The sequence below is a fragment of the Solwaraspora sp. WMMA2065 genome, assembly GCF_030345075.1.
Classification (GTDB): domain Bacteria; phylum Actinomycetota; class Actinomycetes; order Mycobacteriales; family Micromonosporaceae; genus Micromonospora_E.
In genome coordinates, this window is the sequence record NZ_CP128361.1 from 2,184,956 (window position 1) to 2,205,360 (window position 20,405).

Below are 20,405 nucleotides of genomic sequence, written 5' to 3' on the forward strand. Positions count from 1 at the left end.
TAACAACCGGTCATTCGCCGACCGAGACGTACCGCCCCCGGTGCGGGTCGACCTCCTGCTGATCGCTCAGGTCGACGTCGACGCCGGGCAGTGCGGCCGGCAGCCGGACCATCATCGCGTCGGACAGGTAGTGCCGGTGCAGGTCGAGACGGCGCAGATGGGTCAGCGGCTGCCCGGCGAGCAGGGCGGTGGCCCCGTCGTCGCCGAGGGTGCCCAACGACAGGTCGATGGTTTCCAGGCGGGGCACCACCGCCGCGGCGGTCAGCGCGGCGGCGACCGCGTCGGCGATCTCGGCGTTACGCAACCCGAGGGTACGCAGCGCGGGCAGCCGGGTGCCATCGAGGATCGACGCCAGGTCGTCCACTGAGGTGTCACCTTCGTAGTCGGGGGTGCCCAGCCACAGTTCCAGATGGGTGCAGGCCGGCAGGTCGCTGGCGGCGACGGCGCGGGTGAGGGCGGCCGGCAGCCCGCCGGACTCGATGGCGAACTCCCGCAGCCCGGTGTGCCGCACCGGCTGCAACAGCAGCGACATCGCACCGCGTACCCGCAGCACCTGCAGCGCCGGGTAGGCGGCCAGCAGCGGGGTGATGTCGGGCTGCAGGATCCAGGAGATCTCGCACTCGTCGAAGGTCATCTCGCCGAGGAAGACGGCCCGCAGGTTGGTCAGCCGGGGCGCGGCGTCGACCAGCAGCTCCAGCGGGAACGTGACGTCCCACGGTTCTCCCCAGTCGCCGGTCACCAGCGCCTCGACGCTCGCCGGGTCGACGGTGTCCAGCCAGGTGGCGAAGAGCTGGGCGAATTCGACCTCGTCCTCCTCCGACGCGCTGAGTCGCCAGGCGACCGGGGAGCCGGTGTGCTGCGCCGCCGTCTGCGGGTCGAAGTCGACCACCGGCAGTCCGGCGAAGTGGGTGATGTGCTCGTTGATGGTCATCGACGGTGCTCCGGGGGAGGGCGTGGGGCTGCGGACCCGGCACGATAGCAACCCGGTGCGACGCCGCGCTGCCCGTGCGGCCTACTGCGGCGACTGCAGTTCACTTGGTTGCCCGGAGTCGGCCACTGATGGAAGGGCCGCAGCGATGCAGTCGAAAACCCGCTGGAGTCCGTCTCGGAACTGGTCGTCGCGGCTCAGGTGTGGCTGACGCGCCTGCGTTACGATCTTGGTGAAGATCGGGTACTCGCCGCTTCTCACCAGCTGGTCGACGTACGGGTGGCTCCGCGCCATCCACTCCGACTCGCTGAGCCCACTGCGGCGCAGCTCCTTGGTTGAGCCGATCTCCTCGCGGACGGTGCCCTCGATGTAGCCGCTCAGCATGGCTATGAGGCCGAGGTTCTCGTCGATGGGGATGAGATCATCGAGCACGCCCATCAACCGTTCGATCAGGAGCAGCTGGTTAGGGCCGAAGCTGGGCAGTGACCGCTGCACGGCGGCCATCCAGGGATGCCTCAGCCACATGGCCCGAAGCCCGTCGGCATAGCGCGCCAGGTCCGTGCGCCAGTCGCCCGAGGGCATCCCCGCGACGTCGATCTCGCCTGTCACCTGGTCGGCCATGAGATCGACAAGGTTGTCGCGACTCGGGACGTACCGGTAGAGGGACATCGCACCGGCGCCGATCTCAGCGGCGATCCGTCGCATGGGTCGCCTGGGCTGGACGCTCACCGACGGGCTGACCCTGATTGGCCGCGAGCTCACACGGCTGCGGCAGGAGCCCGGGCAGATCATCGCCGCGCTGGTCTTCCCCGCCGTCATGGTGGTGCTGTTCGGCTACGTCCTCGGCAGCGCGATCCAGGTGCCGGGTGGCGGTGACTACCGCGAGTACCTCATGCCCGGCCTGTTCGCGATGGTGACCTTCTCCGCATGGTTGGGGGTCATGACGCGGACGGCCAGCGACGCCACTCGCGGCGTGATGGACCGATTCCGCTCCATGCCGATGGCGCGCTTGGCGGTGCCGTTCGGGCAGACCGGCACCGACCTGCTGACCGGCCTGTTGATGCTGACCATCATGGTGGGTGCGGGACTGCTGGTGGGCTGGCAGCCCCACCGTGGCCTGATCCCCACGATTCAGGCGTTCCTGTTGATGATCGTGCTGCGGTACGCGCTGAGCTGGGTGGGCGTCTATGTGGGCCTGGCGGTCAAGAACGACCAGGTCGCCGACGCGATGGTGCCGCTCGGCCTGCCGTTCACGATGCTGTCCAACGCGTTCGTCCCGACCGACGGCATGCCGGGCTGGTTGCGCTTCCTGGCGGACTGGAACCCGGTGAGCGCGCTCACCGCCGCCTCCCGGGAGCTGTTCGGCAATCCGGGCGCCCCCTCGGGAAACGTAGCCTGGCCACTCGCGCATCCGGTGACCGCCGTCCTGCTCTGGTCGGCCGTACTGTTGGTGATCTTCGTCCCGCTGTCGTTGCGCGCCTACACGCGCCGAGGACGCTGAAGGCTCCTGGTTTCCTACTCTTCTGACGCCAGGCGGGGCGGCTCGTCAGAGTGCGCCCAGCGGCGGTGCCAGCGGGCCGGCGGCGCGCTGCTGGAGCAGACGCCCGGCCTCGATCAGCAGGTCGACGAGGCTCACCGCGACGATGACGGCGACCCAGAACTTGGCGGTACGGTCGGCTTCGGGGCTCAGGTAGACCGGACCGGCGAACAGCACCCAGGTCAGCGCGGCGCAGATGGCCAGTCCGAGGAGCATCCCGACGGTACGGGTCACCGGCCGCCACCGGCCGTGGATGGTGACCAGGAGGTGGTGCACCAGTGTGGCGATCAGCAGGGCGAGCACGAGTGGGCCACGGAGCTGGGCGAACTCACGGTCGAAGGTGAGGGCCTGCACGGCCTGCGGCGCGGCCCCGAGCTGATCCAGCAGCCAGGCCGCGTTGACCAGCACGACCGTACCGGCGACGTAGAAGGCGAAGGCGGCGATCCGGCCGGACCGGTTGACGAAGCCGGCGGCCGACCTGCGCGGCCGCCAGGCGAAGCGGTCCGGCCACCGACGTCGCGCCCAGCCGGCGAGGCCGAATCCCACGACGAGGAACCCGGGCCACCAGAACGCCGGTAGCCCGTACGTCCAGTACCAGTCGACCGCGTCGGTCGCGGCGGCCACGCCGAGCAGCCAGATCACCAGCACACCGGCGACGCTGAGCCGGACGAAGCGGCGGGTGTCGGCCGGGTCGACGGCGATCGGCGGCTGCCCGTACCGGGCGGCCACCTCGGCGGGGCGGCCGAAGGCCCGCAGCCGGGCCACCGGATCGTCGCTGTCGGCCAGTTCGTCGCGCAACAACGTCGTCAGTTCGAGAGCCACGTCCCTACGCTGCCGGCGGGGTAGCAACCGCGCCACGTCGGCGACGTACGCATCGATCAGTTCCTCGGTGGTCAGCACTTACCTGTCACCTTTCAGCAGCTGGCCCATGGCCTCGTTCATCCCATGCCACGAGTCCCTGAGCCGGTCGTACAGCTCTTCGCCGGCGGGGCTGCGGCGGTAGTAGCGGCGTGGCTGCCCTTCGGTCCGCCACTCGCTGACCAGGACGCCCTGGCTCTCCAGCCGCCGCAGCAGCGGGTAGAGCGTTCCCTCCTCGATCGGGAGGCCGTTGTCGGACAGCGACTGGCGCAGCTCGTAGCCGTAGCGGAACTCGCCCAGCTGTGACAGCACCGCCAGGACGACAACGCCCCGGCGCAGCTCAAGCTCCAGCCTGTCGCCAACCATGTGCCACACAGTACTGTGCAGCGCACAGTCCGTCCAGTGCCAGGGATACGGTTCGACTGCCCGGTCGACACCCCAGGCCCGGGTAGGGCGGGCCCTGGCCCGCAGTGATGGGTGTGCAGGCTCGCTGGCTCTGGGAGAATCGACGTCATCAGCCTGGAGGACCTGGAGCGGCGAATCTCGGCGATGGAGGCCGAGCTCGCGATCGTGCGGCAGGAAGCCGCCGCCGCGCGGGCCCTGGAAGGCCGCCGTCGCGCGAGGGCCGGCACTCGGCGATGACCTCGCCGGTGGCGAGGTTGAGCGCGGCGAACAGGTTGGTGGTGCCGTGCCGGAGGTTCCCCGGATACCTACTGCCGAAGGTCGGTCGTCGCGGGACCCGCTGGGACGGCGGAGGTTCGAGGCCATGTCCAGGCGGAGCCCAGGATGAAGGCCAGAAGCAGCACCTCGAGTCCGATCGAGAGGCCGTAGAAGAAGGCCCAGTCCCAGGACTCCCCTGCCGCGTTGAACACCGTGAGGGGGATGTAGAGCGATGCGGTGACGAGGTTCGTGGCGCGGTTCGCCCGGGCGGGCAGCGTCATGGAGAGAATCACCATCAGGGCCGGGATCGCCACGGACGCGAGGAAAATGGTCAACAACGTCGGACTGATCTCGAACTCGAAGATGACGCCACCCCGGATTCCGTCGATGACGCCGGGCTTGTAGAGGTGGAAGTAGTCGACGTAGATGTAGAGGAACATGCAGCTGGTCCATGCGGCGGCGAGCTTGGCCTGCACCGGGATCGGTAGGTTGTCGAGCTGGTTCGGGGTTTTCGTTCGGATGGTCATCGGTTCTTCCTTCGAGAGGAGCGGCCCCTCCGCCGCAGTGGTGGCAGGTTTGGGCGTGCATACGCACGGGTGGTCGAGATCGAGGCGGTCGCTGCCGTCCCCGGGCAGCCCTCCACGGGGGTCCTCGTGCGCGTGCGCGACCTCGGCACAGCCCTCATCTCGGTCACGACCGGACGAGGCGCACGCCGGTCGCGAGCAGCCAGACGAGCCAGGCGACGAACCCTAGGAGTCCGACGAGGATCAGCGGCGAGCCGTCGGCGATCGCGAGGTTGCCCAGCCCCGCAGCAAGCAGCAGGCTCCCGCCCACCATGCCCAGCAGGCGCTGCCAAGCCGGAGCCAGCCCGCTCGCGTGCGCGGCGAGGGCCGAGCCGATGCAGGTGGCGCCGAGCATCGGCAGCGCCAGCGCGAACGCCGCCGCGTGCATCTGCCAGACGAGCCCGAACGCGGGCGTCGGCTCGGCGAGCCCGCTGGCGGAGAGCACGAGCCCGATCTGCAGGACGTTGACAAGCACGAAGATTGCCGACAGCGTCGCGCCAGCGGCCACGGCGAGGCGCGCCCAGTCGGTGCCTGCTCTGCCCCGCCGCTCCACGAGGCCACGCAGGCCCGTCACGAACACGAGCAGCAGCGGCAGGTACACGGCTACAAGACCGGACACGATCGCGACCGCGTCACGGTTGGCCGCGTAGTAGGCCAGCACGTCCTCGATCGGAGCGCCGTAGGGCAGCGCGCCCGTCACCAAACAACACGTTCTCGATCACCACCAACACCGCGAACACGATCGCCGCTGCACCGACGAGCCGGCCCCCTCGAACGAACAAACTGCGGGCTGGCGTGGTGGCGGTGTCCTCCGGGGATCTCATCTCTTACTCCTTCATCACGGTCGGATGGCCGGCGGATTGTCGAGCGCGTTCGAGGTGCGGCCGGCTCGTACACCGTACGTCGTACACCGTACCAGGATTCGTACACTGTACTATCGCCGTACGCTGTACGATCGTCAAGCCGTTCGAGGGAGCGAGGAGGCCCGGGTCTGTGAGGAAGCAACGCCAGGTCGCGTCAGACGCGGGGCTGAGCAAGCAGCGGGTGGTGGCCGAGGCGATCCGGATCGCTGACCGCGAGGGGGTCAACGGGCTGAGCATGCGCCGGCTGGCTAGCGCGCTCGACGCGGGCGCGATGTCGCTCTACTACTACGTGGCGAGCAAGGACGAGTTGCTGGACGCCATGATTGATGTCGTGTTCGAGGAGATCGAGCTCCCGCCCGAGGGGACCGACTGGCAGTCTGCGATGCGACGGCGGTCGGTGTCCGCCCGCCAGGTTCTCGCACGCCACCCGTGGGCGATCGGCCTGATGGAGTCACGGACGTCGCCGGGGCCCGCGCACCTGCGCCACCGCGAGGCGGTCACCGCCTGCCTGCGCAGGGCCGGCTTCTCGGTTCTGATGGCGACGCACGCCAACTGGTTGCTCGACGTCTACGTCTACGGGTTCGCCCTGCAGGAAGCCAGCCTGCCGTTCGACACCGCCGACAAGTTCGCGGACATGGCCGAGGACGTCTACCTGCCCCAGCTTCCTGCTGACGAGTTCCCCTACCTCAACGAGTCCGCCGCTGCGCTCGTCGCGGCCGGCTACGACCCGGCCGAGGAGTTCATCTTCGGCCTCGACCTCGTCCTAGCCGCCCTCGATCCGCTGAGAGCCTCCGCGTAGCAGCGCTCACGGACCGTCACGCAGCCCGTTGGGCAGACCTCAAGACATGCTGATCCAAACTTCGTCACTGACGATCGCAAGGCACCGAAGCTGTTCGGTCAGGCGCGCAGGCCGTCCACGAAGGAACGCCACGCGGTGGCGGGGAAGGCCAGCCGTGGACCGGTCGGGTCGGTGGAGTCGCGGACCGCCACCACCCCGCCGGCCGGCGCGACCTCGACGCAGTTCCCGTTCGCGTTGCTGCGGCTGCTCTTGCGCCAACACAGCGACTCGGTTGGGGTCGACTGCATGCCGCACCCCCTTTCGGCAGGCGATTCAATCAACTCTCTGCCACCAGCTTAGCCAGCAGATCCCGGCTTTCATCGGCCGGCAGCGCCGCCTGCTGAAGCCAGCGACCGATCCGGGCGTACAGCATCACGTCCTCGTCGTCGGTGAGGTGAATGTCGCTGGTCAACGTCTCCAGCACCACGGTGCGGGGATCGGCCGGGTCGGGGAACGAGTAGAGCGAGAAGCTGGTGTGCGGCATGAACGAATCGTGCACGACCGCTTCGAGCGGCAGCACCTGGATGGTGACGTTGTCCAGCTCGCTGAGCGCGGTCAGGTGGCGCAGCTGGCCGCGCCGGGTCTCGGGTGGCACGCTGGCCCGCAGCAGCGCACTCTCGTCGATGACCGCCTCGTAGTGCGGCGGATGTTCGCGACGCAGCACTTCCTGTCGGGCGGTACGCGCCAAGGTGTCAGCGTTGATGTCGAGGTCACCGTAGACGTCGCGACCGGAGCGGACCCTCAGCCGGGCGTACTCCGGGGTCTGCAGCAGCCCAGGCACCAGCAGTTGCTGGTACTCGAAGATCGTGGCAGCGCTGGCTTCGAGCTCGGTGTAGCCACGCTGGCGCTGACCCATCGAGCCGAGCGCCTTCCACCAGCCACGGGTGGCGGCGGCGTCGCGGGCGATGATGACCAGCTTCTCCCGCTCGGCCGGCACGACGTGGTAGACGTCGAGCAGGTCCAGAATGTCGGCCAGGTCTGGTCTGCTCTGGCCCAGTTCGAGCCGGGACAGCTTCGATGTCGACGCCCAGCCGAGCTGGTCGCAGACCTGCTCCAAAGTCATTGCGGCCGCGCGGCGGAGCCGACGCAGCTCGCCGCCAAGCCGCTGCCGCCTGATCGTGGGACTTGCAGGCATCGCCACTTTCGGCTCCCTCCGTTCGCGACCGAGGGTAAGCAGAAGGTAGCGAGATTTCAAGACTTGAATATCCACCAGTTGCGGCGAAGCATGGGATTCCCACGAGATACAACTTGGAGGAACAGTGAGCGACGCTTCGGTTCCGGTGCAGTTCCTGCTGATCGAGCCGGTCGACCCGGTGGACGGGGCGCCTGAGTTTCCAGCCGTCGGGTGGGGTCTGGAGTACGCCGACGAGGCACTGGTCTACTTCCGGCACCCGCAGCGGGAGATCCGCGAAGTCGGCATCTTCCGCACCGTCGAGGACGCCTGGACGTTCTACCTGCAATGGGGTGAGCTGGAGCTGGTCCGCCCCGGCGAGCCGGGCTGGCCTGCCACGCCTGCCCAACCGACACCACAGCCCGGCCAGACCGCGCCCGACAGACAAGGCGACGACGAGGCAGGACTCGACGACACGTGGGGGCTACTGTGGCGGGCCAGCCAGCGCCCCGGTGCCGAGCTGGCCCAGCTCTACCCCGGCGATCGGCTCAGCTGACGCCGGCGACGTCCATCGCCCGCAGCTCCTTCTTCAGCTCGGAGATCTCGTCGCGGATCCGGGCGGCCAACTCGAACTGCAGCTCGCGGGCAGCATTGAGCATCTGGTCGTTGAGCTCCTGGATCAGCTGGGCCAGGTCGGCGCGCGCCATGCCGGCGCTGGACGGGGTGGTGGTGCCCCGGCCCTTGCTGCGGGTCTCCGGCACCGGGCCCTTGCCGCGCGACATCTGCCGGCCGGAGCCGCCGACCGACCGACCGGCGAGCGCGCCGTCGGTGTCGTCGGCCTCCCGGTAGATGTCGTCGAGGATGTCGTGGATCTTCTTGCGCAGCGGCTCCGGCGAGATGCCGTTGGCCTCGTTGTACGCCACCTGCTTGGCCCGACGCCGGTTCGTCTCGTCGATCGCGTCGGTCATCGACGGGGTCATCTTGTCGGCGTACATGTGGACCTCGCCGGAAACGTTACGGGCGGCCCGGCCGATGGTCTGGATCAGCGACCGGCCGCTGCGCAGGAAGCCCTCCTTGTCGGCGTCGAGGATCGCCACGAGCGACACCTCGGGCAGGTCCAGGCCCTCGCGGAGCAGGTTGATGCCGACCAGTACGTCGTAGTCGCCCTTGCGCAGCTCACGCAGCAGCTCGACCCGGCGCAGCGTGTCGACCTCGGAGTGCAGGTAGCGCACCCGGATGCCGTGCTCCAGCAGGTAGTCGGTGAGGTCCTCGGCCATCTTCTTGGTCAGCGTGGTGACCAGCACCCGCTCGTCGCGGTCGGTGCGCAGCCGGATCTCGTGCATCAGGTCGTCGATCTGACCCTTGGTCGGCTTGACCTTGACCTGCGGGTCGACCAGACCGGTGGGGCGGATCACCTGCTCGACGAACTCGCCGGCCGCCTGTTCCAGCTCCCATGGCCCGGGGGTGGCGGACAGGAACACCATCTGGCCGACCCGCTCCAGGAACTCGTCGAAGCGCAGCGGCCGGTTGTCGGCGGCGCTGGGCAGCCGGAACCCGTGGTCGATCAGCATCCGCTTGCGGGAGGCGTCGCCCTCGAACATGCCGCCGATCTGCGGGATCGTCACGTGCGACTCGTCGACGACGGTGACGAAGTCGTCCGGGAAGTAGTCGAGCAGGGTGTGCGGCGGACTGCCGTAGTCGCGGCCGTCGATGTGCATCGAGTAGTTCTCAATGCCGGAGCAGAAGCCGACCTGGCGCATCATCTCGATGTCGTACGTGGTGCGCATCCGCAGCCGCTGCGCCTCGAGGAGCTTGCCCTGCCGGTCCAGCTCGGCGAGCCGGTCGGTCAGCTCGGCCTCGATGTCGCGGATCGCCCGCTCCATCCGCGCCGGCCCGGCGGCGTAGTGCGTGGCCGGGAAGATCAGCAGCTGGTCGACCTCGCGCACCACGTCACCGGTCAACGGGTGCAGGTAGTAGAGCCGCTCGATCTCGTCACCGAAGAACTCGATCCGGACCGCCAGCTCCTCGTACGCCGGGATGATCTCCAGAGTGTCGCCGCGGACCCGGAACGTGCCCCGGCTGAACGACAGGTCGTTGCGGGCGTACTGGATGTCGACCAGGCGGCGCAGCAGCGAGTCGCGGTCCTGCTCGGCGCCGGCGGTCACCTTGACCGCGCGCTCGAGATACTCCTGCGGGGTGCCCAGGCCGTAGATCGCCGAGACGGTGGCGACCACGATCACGTCGCGGCGGGTCAGCAGCGACATGGTCGCCGAGTGGCGCAGCCGCTCCACCTCCTCGTTGATCGAGGAGTCCTTCTCGATGTAGGTGTCGGTCTGTGGGATGTACGCCTCGGGCTGGTAGTAGTCGTAGTAGGAGACGAAGTACTCCACCGCGTTGTGCGGCATCAGCTCGCGGAACTCCTTGGCCAGCTGGGCGCAGAGCGTCTTGTTGGGGGCCATCACCAGGGTGGGCCGCTGCAGCCGCTCGACCAGCCAGGCGGTGGTGGCGCTCTTGCCGGTGCCGGTCGCGCCGAGCAGCACCGAATGTCGGTCGCCACGACGCACCCGGCGCTCAAGCTCGTCGATGGCTGCCGGCTGGTCGCCGGCCGGCGAGTAGTCGCTGACGACCTGGAAGCGGCCGTCCAGTCGCGGGATGTCGAGCGCCATGGCCCCAACCTACGCCGTGGGTCCGACAGAGTGCCGCCGGTCGCGGATCGGCATCGATATTGTCATTGTGTGGGTTGCCTCACCCGCGATACCGTGACAGGGTAGGCCGCTCGCGGCGGCCGCGCGGACCACCGGCAGCGCCCATCGCGGCGCGCCACGGGTCCGGGTGTTCGGGTAGCTGCCCTGGCGCCAGCCGGTGAGCGCACCCGAAGTTGTCACGCCCCGCGTGACCCGGCCGCCGCGAGCGCCCCACCTACTCATCCCGCGCTGGCTGGTCCGTCGTCACGGCTGCCAGCCGGTCTCCTCGATCCACCGCAGCAGGCGTGGCCAGACCTGGTCGAACCACGGCTCCTTGGCTCCGGCGTACTCCCGGGTGGTCGGCGCGGTCGCCGCGATCCGCCGCTTGACGGCCAGGTAGTCGGCCCGCACGCCCGCATCGGCGCGCAGCAGGTCCCGGAACGCCAGCGCGTAGCGCCAGCCAGGTGAGCCGCCGACCCGCACGTGCAGGTTGACCGGTCGGCCCGGGTCGGCGTTGCCGTGCAGCCGCTTCGGCCAGTGTTCGCCCGGCCGGCCGGTGGCCGGGTCAGGTTTCGGGTTGTCCCACCGTCCGCCGGGGAACCGGGGGAACCCGGCTGCGGCGAGGGCGGCGGCGCACCGGTCCGCGTCGTCCAGCGACTCGACGGTGAGCTGAATGTCGATGACGTCCTTGGCCGGCAGACCGGGCACCGAGGTGGAGCCGATGTGGTCGACCCGCTGTCCGACGCCGACCGCCCGCCGTATCCGGGCGGCCAGCCGGTCGAACTGCTCCGGCCAGGTCGGGTCGGGTTCGGCGAGGACCGCCCGCGGCGGGCGCGGCGCGGTCCGGCCGGCCCGCAGGTTCGCCTCGTAGGGCACCAGCCGGTCCCGCCAGAGCCGGTCGACGGTGACGGTGAGGTCGTCGCGACTACCGTCGTTGGCCAGCAGGACGTCAGCGGCGGCCCGGCGTTGCGCGTCGTCGGCCTGGGCGCGGATCCGGGCCCGCGCGTCGTCGGGTGCCATCCCCCGGTCGCGGGTCAGCCGTTCGACGCGCAGCTGCTCGGCCGCGGACACCACGACCACCAGGTGGTACGTGGCGGCCAGCCCGGTCTCCACCAGCAGCGGTACGTCGTTGATCACGACCGCGTCGGGCGGGGCGGCGGCGGTCAGCTCGGCGGTCCGGGCCCGGACCAGCGGGTGCACGATCTCCTCCAGCCGGCGCCGCGCGGCCGGGTCGGCGAAGACCCGGGCGCCCAGGGCGGGCCGGTCCAGGGCACCGTCGTCGGCGACGACGTCCGGCCCGAAGGCCGCGACGACCCGGGCCAGCCCGTCGGTGCCGGGCGCCACCACCTCCCGGGCCAGCCGGTCGGCGTCGACGATCACCGCGCCGTGTGTGGCGAGCCGGTTGGCGACGGCGCTCTTGCCGGCGCCGATGCCGCCGGTGAGACCTACCCTCAGCATGTCGCCCAGTGAACCGGATCGGCTGCCCGGCCGGTCCGCCGGGGCTCGTGTCCGCCGGATCGGGTCAGTGGATGGTCCCACAGGGGCGGGGCCGCACAGTGGGCGCGGCAGACAGCGGTGCGCCACGACAGACAGCGGTCCCGCCGGGCGTAATGCCCGGCGGGACCGCCGTCTGTGTCAACCGGTGTTGCTATGCCTCAGCTCTTGCCACCGGCCAGCTTCTCCCGCAGCGCGGCGAGCGCCTCGTCGGTGGCGAGGGTGCCGGCCGGCTCCTCGCTGGCCCGCGACGGAGTCGAGCTGGAGGTGGCCCCACCACCGCCGCCACCGCCACCGCCCGCGGGGGCGGCGACCGGCGGAGCCGGGTTGGCGGCGGCGTCCGCGTCGGCGGCCCGGGCGGTCTGCACCTGCCGGGTGTGCGCTTCCCAGCGGTTGCGGGCCTCGGCGTACTGCTGCTCCCAGGTCTCCCGCTGCTTGTCGAAGCCTTCCAGCCACTCCCCGGTCTCCGGGTCGAAGCCTTCGGGGTAGATGTAGTTGCCCTCGTTGTCGTACGTGGCGGCCATGCCGTACAGCGTCGGGTCGAAGTGCTCCTCGCCCTCGACGAAGCCCTCGTTGGCCTGCTTGAGCGACAGCGAGATCCGGCGACGCTCCAGGTCGATGTCGATGACCTTGACCATGACGTCGGAGCCGACCTGGACGACCTGCTCGGGGATCTCGACGTGCCGCTCGGCGAGCTCGGAGATGTGCACCAGGCCCTCGATGCCGTCGTCGACGCGGACGAACGCACCGAACGGCACCAGCTTGGTCACCTTGCCGGGCACGATCTGCTGGATCGCGTGGGTCCGGGCGAACTGACGCCACGGGTCTTCCTGGGTGGCCTTCAGCGACAGCGAGACCCGCTCGCGGTCCAGGTCGACGTCGAGCACCTCGACCTCGACCTCCTGGCCGACCTCGACCACCTCGGACGGGTGGTCGATGTGCTTCCAGGACAGCTCGGAGACGTGCACCAGACCGTCCACCCCGCCGAGGTCGACGAAGGCGCCGAAGTTGACGATCGAGGAGACGACGCCCTTGCGGACCTGCCCCTTCTGCAGCTTGTTGAGGAACTCGGTGCGCACCTCGGACTGCGTCTGCTCCAGCCAGGCCCGGCGGGACAGGACCACGTTGTTGCGGTTCTTGTCCAGCTCGATGATCTTGGCCTCGAGCTCCCGGCCGACGTACGGCTGCAGGTCACGGACCCGGCGCATCTCCACCAGCGACGCGGGCAGGAAGCCACGCAGCCCGATGTCCAGGATCAGACCGCCCTTGACCACCTCGATGACCGAGCCACGGACGACCCCGTCCTCGTCCTTGATCTTCTCGATCGTGCCCCACGCGCGCTCGTACTGGGCGCGCTTCTTCGACAGGATCAGCCGGCCTTCCTTGTCCTCCTTCTGCAGGACAAGGGCTTCGATGTGGTCGCCCACCGAGACAACGTCGGCTGGGTCCACGTCGTGCTTGATCGACAACTCGCGCGAGGGGATGACGCCCTCGGTCTTGTAGCCGATGTCGAGCAGGACCTCGTCCCGGTCGACCTTGACGACGGTACCTTCCACGATGTCGCCGTCGTTGAAGTACTTGATGGTCTCGTCGATCGCCGCGAGGAAGGCTTCCTCGGTGCCGAGGTCGTCGACGGTGACCTTGGGGGCGCTCGAGGTGGCCTCGATGCTGCTCGTCATGTGGGCGGTTGCTCCGGATCGGATGGGTGTCACTGCTGGCTTGTCGTTGCGGTGACCTGGCGTGGCTCACGGATCCGCCGGCGGGCACACCGCGACGATGACGTCTTCGTCACCGACCGTGACCGAGGGGATCATCGACCGCCGCTGCCATCATCGGATGTAACCGCCGACCGCGGACCTGCTCCCTGCCGAGGCACACGATCCGCGAGCGCATCGTCTAGCCTACCGGTTGCATTACCACAGCGTGCAAGCCCTCCCGGGAGCTATCCGGGCGCACATGTCGGTGGTTGGGAAAAATCGGACCCACAGGCGGGGATTCCCGCGCTTTCGGGGACTCGCTGTGACCGAGATCACACCCGTTTCGCGGGCCGTCAAGCGTAGCACGCCGAGCCGGTAACGCTCCCACGCGACGCTGCCCGTACCGTCTGCCCGTGACCACCGCACCGCCCACACCCGCCGACAGGCCCGGCGTCGGCCCGGATCCCGACCTCCTCCCGGATCCCGACCAACTCAGAGTGACCAGGCGCGAGGTCACCGACCAGCAGGCCCGACAGGCCAACCGGCGCTGGTGGGACGCCGACGCCGACGACTACCAGACCGAGCACGGCGAGTTCCTCGGCGACGCCGACCTGCGCTGGTGCCCGGAAGGCCTGCGGGAGGCCGACGCCGGGCTGCTCGGCGCCGTCGCCGGGCGGCGGGTGCTCGAACTGGGCTGCGGAGCGGCCGCCGGCAGCCGGTGGCTCGCCGGACAGGGTGCCCGCGCCGTCGCGCTGGACCTGTCGGCGGGCATGCTGCGCCAGGCCGTCGCCGGCGCCGACCGCACCGGCGTACGGGTGTCGCTGGTGCAGGCCGACGCGCTGACGCTGCCGTTCGTCGACGCCGCGTTCGACACCGTCTGGACCGCGTTCGGCGCGGTGCCGTTCGTCGCCGACTCGGCGGCCGTGATGCGCGAGGTGCACCGGGTGCTGCGCCCCGGCGGGCGCTGGGTCCTCGCCGTCACCCACCCGATGCGCTGGATCTTCCTCGACGACCCTGGCGAGCGCGGCCTGGTCGCGGTGCACTCCTACTTCGACCGGCGGCCGTACGTGGAGACCGACGACGACGGCACCCCCAGCTACGTCGAGCAGCACCGTACGCTCGGCGACCGGGTCCGCGAACTCGTCGCCGCCGGGTTCCGGCTGCTCGACGTCGTCGAACCGCCGTGGCCGGACGGGCACGAGCAGATCTGGGGGCAGTGGAGTCCGCTGCGCGGGCGGCTCTTCCCCGGCACCGCGATCTTCGTCGCGGACCGGCCGCCAACGACCGGCTGAGACGGCCGTCGCGCACCGCGCCGCACCGGTCGCCGGCCCTCGCCAGCACCCCGACGACCGTACGCTGACCGGGTGAGCGCCGAGCCGATCCATCCTGCCGCAGCGTCCGGCGGGGCGCGGACCGCACCGTGGCAGCCGGACCCGGTCCGGCAGCAGCTGGCTGACTACAGCATCGAAGACGTCCTCGCCCTGCCCGCCGACGCCCCCCGCGTCGAACTCCTCGACGGAGTCCTCACCGTGGTTCCCTCCCCCACTCTCGACCACCAGGACATCTCGTCCCTGCTCTGCGCCTGGCTGCGCCGGCACGCGCCGGACGGCTACCGGGCCACCCAGGCGGTCGGGGTCGCCGTCGGGCCACGCAACACCTACGAGCCCGACGTGCTGCTGCACCGCGCCGAAGGCAGCCGCGACCGGCACTACCTGACCCCCGACGAGGTGCTGCTGGTCGTCGAGGTGGTCTCCCCGGCCACCCGCCGCCGGGACCGGTTCCACCGGCCCGCCGGGTACGCCGCCGTCGGCATCGGCCACTACTGGCGGGTCGAGCAGGATCCGGTGCGGATCTACGTCTACCAGCTCGGCGACCGGCCGGGCGCCAGCGGCGAGCGGGAGTACGCCCTCGTCGCCGAGTCCGCCGACCTGCTTGAACTCGACGCCCCGTTCCCGGTGAAGCTGCCGATCTCCGAGATCACCCCGTAGACCTTGCGCCGGCGGGATTGCCGGCCCGGCCGGCGGGTACCCGGCCGCCATGGCGAGGAACAAACGCCCCCGCGAGGGCGACCGGCCCGACCAGCGGCCCGGCCGACCGGTTGAGCATCCCCGACCCGGTGACCGGGTCAACTGGCGCAGCCACGGGGTGACCGTGCCGGGCACCGTCGAAGAGGAGATCACCACCCGGCGGGAGGCAGCCGGCCGTACGGTGGTCGCCGACCAGGAGCACCCGCAGTACCGGGTCCGCAGCGACAAGTCCGGCCGCGACGCGGTGCACAAGCCGGAGGCGTTGCGCCGTGCCGAGTGACCGCACCCGCACCGCCGGGCACCGCCCGACCCGGACCGACGCGTCCGACGGCGCGGCGGCGTACCGGGCGTTCGTCGAAGCGGTCAACATGAGCCCGGGTGAGCTGGAGAAGTGGCTGCGTACCCCGGAGTCGACCGCCGCCGGGCAGCACCACGACGGCGGCGAGTCGGTGGGGCACGCCTCCGGCCGCCGGATCGTCGACCTGCTGCGGACCAAGCGGGAGGCATTGTCCGACGACGACTACGCGCACATGCGCAAGGTGGTCGGGTACGTGCACCGGCACCTGGCCCAGCGTCCGTCCGGCGACGTCAGCGACACCCGGTGGCGGCACTCGCTGATGAACTGGGGGCACGACCCGCTGAAGGCGTGACCGGCGGCAGGTCAGTGCCCGGCGGTGTGCCAGTCGGTGCCGACCCCGACGGAGACCTCCAGCGGCACCGACAGCGGGTGGGCGCCGCCCATCTCGCGGCGGACCAGGCTCTCCAGCTCGGCCCGCTCCCCCGGCGCCACCTCGAAGACCAGCTCGTCGTGCACCTGCAGCAGCATCCGCGACCGCAGCGACGAGGTGCGCAGTGCGGTGTCGACGTGCAGCATCGCCACCTTGATCAGGTCGGCGGCGGAGCCCTGGATCGGGGCGTTGAGCGCCATTCGCTCGGCCATCTCCCGGCGCTGCCGGTTGTCGCTGACCAGATCCGGCAGGTAACGACGGCGGCCGAGGATGGTGGAGGTGTAGCCGTCCTGGCGGGCCTGGCCGACCAGCGCCTGCAGGTAGTCACGGACCCCACCGAACCGGCGGAAGTACTCCTCCATCAGCGCCTTCGCCTCGTCGGTGGCGATGCCGAGCTGCTGGGACAGGCCGAAGGCGCTCAGCCCGTACGCCAGCCCGTAGTTCATCGCCTTGATCCGCCGGCGCTGCTCGGCGTCGACCGACTCCAGCGGCACCTGGAACACCGACGCCGCGGTGACGGCGTGGAAGTCCTCGCCGGAGTTGAACGCGTCGATCAGCGCCTCGTCGCCGGACAGGTGCGCCATGATCCGCATCTCGATCTGGCTGTAGTCGGCGGTCAGCAACGACTCGTAGCCGGCCCCGACCACGAACGCCCGCCGGATCCGGCGGCCCTCCTCGGTGCGGATCGGGATGTTCTGCAGGTTGGGGTCGGTGGAGGAGAGCCGGCCGGTGGCGGCCACCGTCTGGTTGAAGGTGGTGTGGATCCGGCCGTCGTCGGAGATCGACTTGAGCAGCCCGTCGACCGTCGACTTGAGCCGGGCCACGTCGCGGTGGCGCAGCAGGTGGGCCAGCAGCGGATGCTCGGTCTGGGCGAACAACCACTGCAGCGCGTCGGCGTCGGTGGTGTAACCGGTCTTGATCTTCTTCGTCTTGGGCAGCCCCAGGTCGGTGAAGAGGATCTCCTGCAGCTGCTTGGGCGAGCCGAGGTTGAACTCACGGCCGATCACCCCGTACGCGGCCTGGGCGGCGGCCTTGACCTCGGCGGCGAACTGCGCCTCCAGCTCGGTCAGGTACTCGGTGTCGGCGCCGATGCCGGCCTGCTCCATGCCGGCGAGGACCTCGACCAGCGGCAGCTCGACGTCGGCGAGCAGCCGGGTCGAGGCGTCCCCGTCGCGGGCCAGCTCGGCGTCGATCGCCGCCGCCAGGTCGAGGGTGGCCCGGGCACGCAGCATCAGGTTCTGCTCGACCTCGCTCTGCGGGCCGAGCCCGTCGAGGGTCAGCTGGCCGTCGTCCGGGGCGTCGACCCGCAGCTCCCGGTGCAGGTAGCGCAGCGCCAGGTCGACCAGGTCGTAGGAACGCTGGTCCGGCCGGGCCAGGTAGGCGGCGAGCGCGGTGTCCCGGTCGATGCCGTCCAGCGACCAACCGTGCGCGGCGAACGCCAGCCGGGCCGGTTTGCTGTCGTGCAGCACCTTGCGCCGACCGTCGTCGGCGAGCCAGCCGGCGACCGCCGCCTCGTCGGCCGGGTCCAGCGCGGCCGGGTCGAACCAACCGGCGGCCCCGGCGGCGGTGGCCACCGCGATCGCGGTCAGGGCGCCGGTGCCCCGGCCGAAGCTGCCGGCGACCGCGACGCCGACGCTGGCCCCGGCCGGAGCGTGCGCGGCCAGCCAGGGGGCGACCGCCCCGGCGCCGAGCACCTCGCCGGCCAGGTCGAAGCCGGCTTCGGCCTCCGGCTCGACGGCGTCGAGGTACTGGTAGAGCCGGTCCCGCAGGATCCGGAACTGCAGGGTGTCGAAGACCTGGTGGACGGCTTCCCGGTCCCACCCGGTCCACCGAGAGTCGGCCGGGGTGAGCGGTAGATCCAGATCAGCCACCAGACAGTTGAGCTCGTAGTTGCGGATCACGTCGGCGAGCCGCTCCCGCAGGCTCTCCCCCGCCTTGCCCTTGATCTTGTCGGCCTGGGCGATCACCCCGTCCAGGCCGCCGTACTGGCTGATCCACTTGGCGGCGGTCTTCGGACCGACGCCGGGCACCCCGGGAAGGTTGTCGCTGGACTCGCCGACCAGCGCGGCCAGGTCGCGGTAGTGGCCCGGCCCGACGCCGTAGCGGGCGGTGACCGCCGACGGATCCATCCGGGCCAGGTCCGACACACCCTTACGCGGGTAGAGCACGGTGGTCCGGTCGTCGACCAGCTGGAAGGCGTCCCGGTCGCCGGTGCAGATCAGCACCTGCATGCCGGCGTCGCGCCCCTGGCTGGCCAGGGTGGCGATGACGTCGTCGGCCTCGTAGTTGTCCTTGGTGACGTACGGGATGCGCAGCGCGGCCAGGACCTCCTGCACCAGGCTGACCTGGCCGGCGAAGTCGGCGGGGCTCTCCGAACGGCCGGCCTTGTACTCGGCGTACCGCTCGGTGCGAAACGACCGGCGGGACACGTCGAAGGCGACCACGATGTGGGTCGGCCGCTCGTCGCGCAGCACGTTGATCAGCATCGAGGTGAAGCCGTAGACCGCGTTGGTCGGCTGGCCGGTGCTGGTGGAGAAGTTCTCCACGGGCAGCGCGAAGAACGCCCGGTAGGCCAGCGAATGGCCGTCGAGCAGCAGCAGGCGGGGCGCGTCGTCGGTCACGTCAAGCGACTCTAGTCGTGGGGTACGACACCGCGCCGGGCGGCTCGCGCCGGGCGCGGCGGCCTCGCGCCGGGCCCGAGGTCACAGCACCTCGCGCGAGGTCACAGCACCTTGCTGAGGAAGGCCCGGGTCCGGTCGTGCCGCGGATCGGCCAGGACCTGCCGGGGTACGCCCGACTCGACCACCACCCCGCCGTCCATGAAGACCAGCGAGTCACCGACCTCCCGGGCGAAACCGATCTCGTGGGTCACCACGATCATCGTCATCCCGTCCCGGGCCAGGTCCCGCATCACGTCCAGCACCTCACCGACGAGTTCCGGGTCCAGCGCGCTGGTCGGCTCGTCGAACAGCATCAGCTTGGGCCGCATGGCCAGCGCGCGGGCGATGGCCACCCGCTGCTGCTGCCCACCGGACAGCTGCCCCGGGTAGGCGCCCGCCCGGTCCGCCAGACCCACCCGGTCCAGCAGCGCCGCCGCCAGCTCACGGACCGCCGGCCGAGGCTGCCGGCGGACCCGCAGCGGCGCTTCCATCACGTTGTCCAGCGCGGTCATGTGCGGGAACAGGTTGAACCGCTGGAACACCATGCCGATCTGCTGGCGCTGCGCGGCCACCTCCCGGGCGGGCAGCTCGTGCAGTCTGCCGCGCCGCTGCCGGTAGCCGACCAGTTCCCCGTCCACCCGGATCCGCCCGGCGTCGATCTTCTCCAGGTGGTTGATGCAGCGTAGGAAGGTCGACTTGCCGGAGCCGGACGGCCCGATCACGCAGCACACCTCACCGGGCCGGACCGCCAGGTCCACCCCGGTGAGCACGTCGACCGGGCCGAACGACTTGTGCACGTTCTCGGCGTGCACCATCAGGGTGTCCGACCCGGCGGGCGGCGTGGTCATCAGGTCCCCTTCGCAGCAACGGTGCCGAAGCCGCGGGAGAACCGCCGTTCGACGAAGGACTGGCCGACCATCAGCACGCTGGTCAGCGCCAGATACCACAGGCAGGCGGCGACCAGCATCGGGAAGACCTGGAAGGTCCGCGAGCCGACCGCCGACAGTTGGAAGAACAGCTCGTTGGTGACCGGTACGAAGGCCAGCAGCGAGGTGTCCTTGAGCATCGCGATGGTCTCGTTTCCGGTCGGCGGCACGATCACCCGCATCGCCTGGGGCAGCACCACCCGACGCAGGGTCAGACCCTGACTCATGCCGAGCGCGGCGCACGCCTCGGCCTGGCCTGGGTCGACCGAGCCGATGCCGGCGCGGACGATCTCCGCCATGTACGCGGCCTCGGACAACGCCAGCCCGAGCAGGCCGGCGACGAAACCACTGATCGCGGTACGGGCGTCGAAGCCCCAGATCCGGGCCTCGAAGTCGGTGATGCCGAACAGCGCGCCGAGTTGACGGTCGAACGGCAGCCCGAACTCCAGCCGCTCCCAGAGGATGCCGAGGTTGCCGAAGAGCACCAGCAGCACCACCCGGGGTACCGCCCGGAAGAACCAGGTGTAGAGCCAGGCGACGCCGGCCAGGACCGGGTTGCCGGACAGGCGCATCACCGCGACCAGCACCCCGAGCGCGACGCCGATCACCATCGCGAGCAGGGTCATCGTGATGGTGGTCCGCACGCCTTCGACGATCGGCGGCCGGAACATGTTGTCGACCATGAACGTCCACTGGAACCGGTCGTTGGTGACCAGCAGGTGGACGAACATCGCGGCGAGTACGCCGAGCACGCCGACCGCCAACCAGCGGCCCGGCCGGCGCACCGGCACCGCCCGGATCGCCTCGGGTCGGTCACGTGCCGGCTCCGGC

Annotated in this window: 21 protein-coding genes; 7 read left to right on the top strand and 14 right to left on the bottom strand. The window is 70.5% G+C overall.

Going from position 1 to position 20,405, the window contains the following annotated elements:
* Nucleotides 1-10: 10 nt before the first annotated feature.
* Both O7610_RS09890 and O7610_RS09895 read right to left on the bottom strand, forming a co-directional pair.
* Nucleotides 11-931, bottom strand: a complete 921-nt coding sequence (locus O7610_RS09890; RefSeq protein ID WP_281550441.1) for an STM4015 family protein — start codon at nt 929-931, stop codon at nt 11-13.
* An 81-nt stretch (nt 932-1,012) separates the two neighbouring features.
* Complete coding sequence (locus tag O7610_RS09895; RefSeq protein ID WP_281550442.1) at nt 1,013-1,633, bottom strand: TetR/AcrR family transcriptional regulator C-terminal domain-containing protein; 621 nt, start codon at nt 1,631-1,633, stop codon at nt 1,013-1,015.
* Here O7610_RS09895 and O7610_RS09900 point away from each other — a divergent pair.
* Nucleotides 1,632-2,429 (top strand): ABC transporter permease, encoded by a 798-nt coding sequence (locus O7610_RS09900; RefSeq protein ID WP_289213107.1) that lies wholly within the window; start codon nt 1,632-1,634, stop codon nt 2,427-2,429. The two genes, O7610_RS09895 and O7610_RS09900, sit on opposite strands and share 2 nt — an antisense overlap.
* A 45-nt stretch (nt 2,430-2,474) precedes the next feature.
* Here O7610_RS09900 and O7610_RS09905 read toward each other — a convergent pair whose 3' ends face one another.
* From O7610_RS09905 to O7610_RS09920, 4 genes are all read right to left on the bottom strand, one after another.
* Nucleotides 2,475-3,365, bottom strand: coding sequence for a hypothetical protein (locus tag O7610_RS09905; protein WP_281550444.1), 891 nt, complete (start codon nt 3,363-3,365; stop codon nt 2,475-2,477).
* On the bottom strand, nt 3,366-3,689 hold the full coding sequence (locus tag O7610_RS09910) for a PadR family transcriptional regulator (protein WP_281550445.1): 324 nt from the start codon (nt 3,687-3,689) through the stop codon (nt 3,366-3,368).
* A gap of 344 nt (nt 3,690-4,033) precedes the next feature.
* On the bottom strand, nt 4,034-4,510 hold the full coding sequence (locus O7610_RS09915) for a DUF6326 family protein (RefSeq protein ID WP_281550446.1): 477 nt from the start codon (nt 4,508-4,510) through the stop codon (nt 4,034-4,036).
* A gap of 163 nt (nt 4,511-4,673) precedes the next feature.
* On the bottom strand, nt 4,674-5,246 hold the full coding sequence (locus O7610_RS09920; protein ID WP_289213108.1) for a DUF4386 family protein: 573 nt from the start codon (nt 5,244-5,246) through the stop codon (nt 4,674-4,676).
* A 293-nt stretch (nt 5,247-5,539) separates the two neighbouring features.
* Between O7610_RS09920 and O7610_RS09925 the strand changes: the two genes are divergently transcribed.
* Nucleotides 5,540-6,208 carry a TetR/AcrR family transcriptional regulator C-terminal domain-containing protein gene (locus O7610_RS09925; protein WP_281550448.1) on the top strand — a complete coding sequence of 223 codons (669 nt, stop codon included), beginning with the start codon at nt 5,540-5,542 and terminating at the stop codon, nt 6,206-6,208.
* 98 nt (nt 6,209-6,306) lie between these two features.
* On the opposite strand, the gene O7610_RS09930 is transcribed toward O7610_RS09925, so the two are convergent.
* Together O7610_RS09930 and O7610_RS09935 are read right to left on the bottom strand one after the other, a co-directional pair.
* Nucleotides 6,307-6,495: a DUF397 domain-containing protein gene (locus tag O7610_RS09930; RefSeq protein WP_281550449.1), complete on the bottom strand. Its 189-nt coding sequence runs from the start codon at nt 6,493-6,495 to the stop codon at nt 6,307-6,309.
* A gap of 29 nt (nt 6,496-6,524) precedes the next feature.
* Nucleotides 6,525-7,388 carry a helix-turn-helix domain-containing protein gene (locus O7610_RS09935; RefSeq protein WP_475050875.1) on the bottom strand — a complete coding sequence of 288 codons (864 nt, stop codon included), beginning with the start codon at nt 7,386-7,388 and terminating at the stop codon, nt 6,525-6,527.
* A 118-nt stretch (nt 7,389-7,506) separates the two neighbouring features.
* Here O7610_RS09935 and O7610_RS09940 point away from each other — a divergent pair, with 118 nt between their 5' ends.
* Nucleotides 7,507-7,914 (top strand): hypothetical protein, encoded by a 408-nt coding sequence (locus O7610_RS09940; RefSeq protein ID WP_289213109.1) that lies wholly within the window; start codon nt 7,507-7,509, stop codon nt 7,912-7,914.
* Here O7610_RS09940 and uvrB read toward each other — a convergent pair.
* The 3 genes from uvrB to rpsA all read right to left on the bottom strand — a co-directional run bounded on the left by uvrB (nt 7,907) and on the right by rpsA (nt 13,215).
* Nucleotides 7,907-10,024 carry an excinuclease ABC subunit UvrB gene (gene uvrB / locus O7610_RS09945; RefSeq protein WP_289213110.1) on the bottom strand — a complete coding sequence of 706 codons (2,118 nt, stop codon included), beginning with the start codon at nt 10,022-10,024 and terminating at the stop codon, nt 7,907-7,909. The genes O7610_RS09940 and uvrB overlap by 8 nt on opposite strands.
* Before the next feature lie 282 nt (nt 10,025-10,306).
* Complete coding sequence (coaE, locus tag O7610_RS09950) at nt 10,307-11,500, bottom strand: dephospho-CoA kinase (RefSeq protein ID WP_281550452.1); 1,194 nt, start codon at nt 11,498-11,500, stop codon at nt 10,307-10,309.
* A 197-nt stretch (nt 11,501-11,697) separates the two neighbouring features.
* Nucleotides 11,698-13,215, bottom strand: coding sequence for a 30S ribosomal protein S1 (rpsA, locus tag O7610_RS09955; RefSeq protein ID WP_278170007.1), 1,518 nt, complete (start codon nt 13,213-13,215; stop codon nt 11,698-11,700).
* 515 nt (nt 13,216-13,730) lie between these two features.
* Between rpsA and O7610_RS09960 the strand changes: the two genes are divergently transcribed.
* The 4 genes from O7610_RS09960 (at nt 13,731) to O7610_RS09975 (ending at nt 15,910) form a co-directional block, all read left to right on the top strand.
* On the top strand, nt 13,731-14,525 hold the full coding sequence (locus O7610_RS09960; RefSeq protein WP_289213597.1) for a class I SAM-dependent methyltransferase: 795 nt from the start codon (nt 13,731-13,733) through the stop codon (nt 14,523-14,525).
* 72 nt (nt 14,526-14,597) lie between these two features.
* Nucleotides 14,598-15,221 carry a Uma2 family endonuclease gene (locus tag O7610_RS09965; protein WP_281550454.1) on the top strand — a complete coding sequence of 208 codons (624 nt, stop codon included), beginning with the start codon at nt 14,598-14,600 and terminating at the stop codon, nt 15,219-15,221.
* 49 nt (nt 15,222-15,270) lie between these two features.
* Entirely contained in the window at nt 15,271-15,540 is a 270-nt protein-coding gene (locus O7610_RS09970) for a hypervirulence associated TUDOR domain-containing protein (RefSeq protein ID WP_281550455.1), read from the top strand.
* Nucleotides 15,530-15,910 (top strand): DUF3140 domain-containing protein, encoded by a 381-nt coding sequence (locus tag O7610_RS09975; RefSeq protein WP_278170011.1) that lies wholly within the window; start codon nt 15,530-15,532, stop codon nt 15,908-15,910. The genes O7610_RS09970 and O7610_RS09975 overlap by 11 nt, the downstream gene beginning before the upstream one ends.
* Nucleotides 15,911-15,921: 11 nt before the next feature.
* Here O7610_RS09975 and polA read toward each other — a convergent pair whose 3' ends face one another.
* The 3 genes from polA to O7610_RS09990 all read right to left on the bottom strand — a co-directional run bounded on the left by polA (nt 15,922) and on the right by O7610_RS09990 (nt 20,365).
* On the bottom strand, nt 15,922-18,609 hold the full coding sequence (gene polA, locus O7610_RS09980; RefSeq protein WP_281550456.1) for a DNA polymerase I: 2,688 nt from the start codon (nt 18,607-18,609) through the stop codon (nt 15,922-15,924).
* A gap of 101 nt (nt 18,610-18,710) precedes the next feature.
* Nucleotides 18,711-19,496, bottom strand: coding sequence for an amino acid ABC transporter ATP-binding protein (locus tag O7610_RS09985; protein ID WP_281550457.1), 786 nt, complete (start codon nt 19,494-19,496; stop codon nt 18,711-18,713).
* Entirely contained in the window at nt 19,496-20,365 is an 870-nt protein-coding gene (locus O7610_RS09990; protein WP_281550458.1) for an amino acid ABC transporter permease, read from the bottom strand. Before O7610_RS09990 ends, O7610_RS09985 begins: the two co-directional genes overlap by 1 nt.
* Nucleotides 20,366-20,405 lie beyond the last annotated feature (40 nt).

Coding starts and splice junctions, on each gene's coding strand:
- O7610_RS09890 (WP_281550441.1), bottom strand. CDS start 931: ATGACCATCAACGAGCACATCACCCACTTCGCCGGACTGCCGGTGGTC.
- O7610_RS09900 (WP_289213107.1), top strand. CDS start 1,632: ATGGGTCGCCTGGGCTGGACGCTCACCGACGGGCTGACCCTGATTGGC.
- O7610_RS09895 (WP_281550442.1), bottom strand. CDS start 1,633: ATGCGACGGATCGCCGCTGAGATCGGCGCCGGTGCGATGTCCCTCTAC.
- O7610_RS09910 (WP_281550445.1), bottom strand. CDS start 3,689: ATGGTTGGCGACAGGCTGGAGCTTGAGCTGCGCCGGGGCGTTGTCGTC.
- O7610_RS09915 (WP_281550446.1), bottom strand. CDS start 4,510: ATGACCATCCGAACGAAAACCCCGAACCAGCTCGACAACCTACCGATC.
- O7610_RS09930 (WP_281550449.1), bottom strand. CDS start 6,495: ATGCAGTCGACCCCAACCGAGTCGCTGTGTTGGCGCAAGAGCAGCCGC.
- uvrB (WP_289213110.1), bottom strand. CDS start 10,024: ATGGCGCTCGACATCCCGCGACTGGACGGCCGCTTCCAGGTCGTCAGC.
- coaE (WP_281550452.1), bottom strand. CDS start 11,500: ATGCTGAGGGTAGGTCTCACCGGCGGCATCGGCGCCGGCAAGAGCGCC.
- rpsA (WP_278170007.1), bottom strand. CDS start 13,215: ATGACGAGCAGCATCGAGGCCACCTCGAGCGCCCCCAAGGTCACCGTC.
- O7610_RS09970 (WP_281550455.1), top strand. CDS start 15,271: ATGGCGAGGAACAAACGCCCCCGCGAGGGCGACCGGCCCGACCAGCGG.
- O7610_RS09985 (WP_281550457.1), bottom strand. CDS start 19,496: ATGACCACGCCGCCCGCCGGGTCGGACACCCTGATGGTGCACGCCGAG.